The 3,023-nt window shown below is 74.6% G+C and carries 1 protein-coding gene; it reads right to left on the reverse strand.

The features are described 5' to 3' along the window. Positions 1–59: 59 nt before the first annotated feature. Positions 60–2,687: an ATP-binding protein gene (locus ACFW1A_RS39690; RefSeq protein ID WP_380418448.1), complete on the reverse strand. Its 2,628-nt coding sequence runs from the start codon at positions 2,685–2,687 to the stop codon at positions 60–62. Positions 2,688–3,023 lie beyond the last annotated feature (336 nt).

A 3,023-nucleotide genomic window follows, 5' to 3' on the forward strand; every position in this document is an offset into this window, starting at 1 on the left:
CTCCCGGCACCGACCGGCCGCGCCACCACCAGCTGGTGCCGAACCGGCCTGACCGGCCGTCAGTGCGCCGCCAACCTGCCCGCCACCTCGTCCGCCTCCGGTGCACCGAGGCGGACGAAGAGCGCGTGCGCCTGCTCCCAGTGCTCGCGGGCCACCGCCGGGGCGCCCAGATCGCGGTGCGCGTCGCCCAGGCTGGCGTGGGCGCGGGCCTGGACCAGCAGGTCGGTCTGCTCGGTGGCCAGCAGCAGCGCCTCCTGGCAGTGGACCACCGCCTGCTTCGGGTCGCCGGCCGCCAGCGCGTTCGCGCCGAGCGCGAGCAGGGCCTCGACCTCCAGGCTGCCGTCGCCGAACTCGCGGGCCACGGCCAGCGCCCAGGCCTGCCGCTCGGCCGCCTCCTCGTACCGGCCGAGCACGGTGTGCACCTGGCACAGCAGGTTGGTGATCCGGGCCTGCCAGACCGGGTCCTTCAGCGCGGTGAAGATGTCCAGGCTGGCCTGGTGCTGCTCCAGCGCCTCCTCGTACCGCCCGAGTCGCTCGTACACCGCGCCGAGGTTGGTCCGGCTGATCGCCTCCACGCTGGGGTCGCCGATCTCCTGGGACAGCTGCACCGCCTGGCGCAGGTGCTCGCCGGCCTCCTCGAACCGGCCGATCCGGAAGTCCGCCAGCCCCAGGTTGCAGAGCGAGCGGGCCTCCAGCACCCGGCTGCCGGTCTCCCGGGCGGATTCCAGCGCCTGGTGGTGGTAGGAGCGGGCCGCGTCGTAGTCGCCCAGCCGGTCGTAGGAGAGGGCGAGGTTGACCAGGGTGCCGCCGCGCCCGACCCGGTCGCCGGTCCGGTCCGAGAGCGCGAGCGCCTGCTCGGAGAGGTCGACCGACTGCTGGTACTGGCCCATGTGGAGGTAGGTGATGCCCAGGGTGTTCAGGCAGCGCGACTCGCTGACCAGGTCGCCCAGCTCGCGGGTCAGCACCAGGGCGCGCTCGCAGGGCTCGAACACCTTCTGGTACTGGCCGAGCCGCCAGTAGGCGCTGCCCAGGCAGATCAGTGCCCGGGCCTGGCCGGACCGGTCCCCCTGCTGCTCGGACACCGCCAGGGCCGTGCCGTGCAGCGTGACGCCGTCGGAGTAGAAGCCGTGGTGGTCGAAGTACTTGTAGAGCACGCAGGACACGTCGCTCACGTACCGCGGGCGCCGGGCCGCCTCCGGGCAGCGCGCGCAGGCGATCAGGTTGGCCCGCTCGGCCAGCAGCCAGGCCATCGCGCCCGCCTCCTGGTCCACCGCGGCCACCCGGCCGCCGGCCGGCTCGTCGAGCTCGGGCAGCCACCGCAGGTCGTGCGGGTAGAGCGCGGTCACGGCGGCGACCGCCGTGTACCGGTAGTGGTCCAGCAGCTCGGTGACGGCCGCCTCCCGCACCGGTGCCGGCTCCTCCGCCTGCGCCATCGACTGGGCGTGCTGGCGCAGCAGGTCGTGGAAGGTGTAGCGGCCGGGGGCGTGCTCGATCAGCAGGTGGTGGTCCAGCAGGTCTTCGAGCAGTTCCTCGGCCCGGACCGCGCCGGTGCCGGAGAGCGCGCCGACCGCGCGGGCGCAGAAGTCCTCGCCGGGGTGGAGCCCGGCCAGCCGGAAGGCCCGCCGCTGGTCGGGGGCGAGCGCCTCGTAGGAGACCGCGAACGCCGCGGCGACCCCCACGTCCTCGTCGGACAGTTCCGCTAACCGCCGGTGCTGGTCGCGCAGCCGGTCCAGCAGGTGCTCGGGCGTCCAGGTGCTGCGGTTGGCCAGCCGGGCCGCCGAGATCCGCACCGCGAGCGGCAGCCGCCCGCAGAGCTCGACGATCTCGCCCACGGTGGCCTCGTGCCCGGCCACCCGCTGGGCGCCGACCACCTCGCTGAACAGTGCCACCGCGTCCTGGTGCGGCATCACGTCCAACGAGAGGCTGACCGCGCCGGGCAGCGCGGGCAGCCGACGGCGGGAGGTGATGAGCACCAGCGAGCCGGGGTTGCCCGGGATCAGCGGGCGGACCTGCTCGTCGTCCAGTGCGTTGTCCAGCACCAGCAGCAGCCGGCGCTGGGCCACCTCGGTGCGCCACAGGTCCAGGCGCTCCTCGGTCGGCTCGGGCAGCCGGGCCTCCTCGACGCCGACCGCGCGCAGCAGGCGGGCCAGCGCCGCGCCGGGGTCCAGCGGCGCCTGGCCGGGGGTGAAGCCGTGCAGGTCCAGGAAGATCTGGCCGTCGGGGAAGCGGTCGGCCAGCGCGTGGCCGACCTTGACCGCCAGCGTGGTCTTGCCGACCCCGGCCATGCCGTCGATCGCGGAGATCACCACGGCCGCGGCGCCCTGCTCGGTGCCGGCCGCCAGCTCCAGCAGCCGGTCGACCTCGGCGGTGCGGCCGGTGAAGTCCGCCACCGCGTAGGGCAGTAGCCGGGGCACCGCACGGGTCCCGGCGGCGACCTGCGCCCCGCTCGGCTGCTGCTCGGTGCCGCGGGCCTGCTCCTGGGCAGCCGTCAGCAGCTGCTCGCGCTCGGCCTCGGCCAGGCCGAGCGCCTTGGCCAGCAGGGAGACCGAGGAGAGCCGGGGCTGTCGACGCCCGGTCTCCAGGACACTGATCGCGTGCGGGGAGAGACCGGAATGCTCCGCCAACTCCTCCTGGGTCCAGCCGGCTCGGTGCCGGAACTCCCGCAGCAGCGCGCCGAATACCGCCACTCTCGCCCCTCGGACAGCCAACGTCGTCATCACGGGCCACCGAGCGGTCCCCGCAGCCCGCTGACGCCTCTGCCATGGACCTTACGGGGCCGATGCCCTCGAACACCAGCTGACCTGGCGGGCAAACGCCAGACAAACGCCATGGAGTCCGCGCGCGCCACCACCCAGGATGGTCCGTACCGCGGCGCCCACGGGGGTGGCGCCGCGGTCGGGGGCCGGACCTGCGGGGGTCGGCCCTGCGAACCACGGAGGAGAAGAAGATGATGCGCGGACAGGGCGAGCGGACGGACGAGCGACGGGCACGGGGCACCGCGGTGTGCGTGGGGACCCCGGGAT

It is taken from the genome of Kitasatospora sp. NPDC058965, from assembly GCF_042741245.1.
Classification (GTDB): Bacteria; Actinomycetota; Actinomycetes; order Streptomycetales; family Streptomycetaceae; genus Kitasatospora.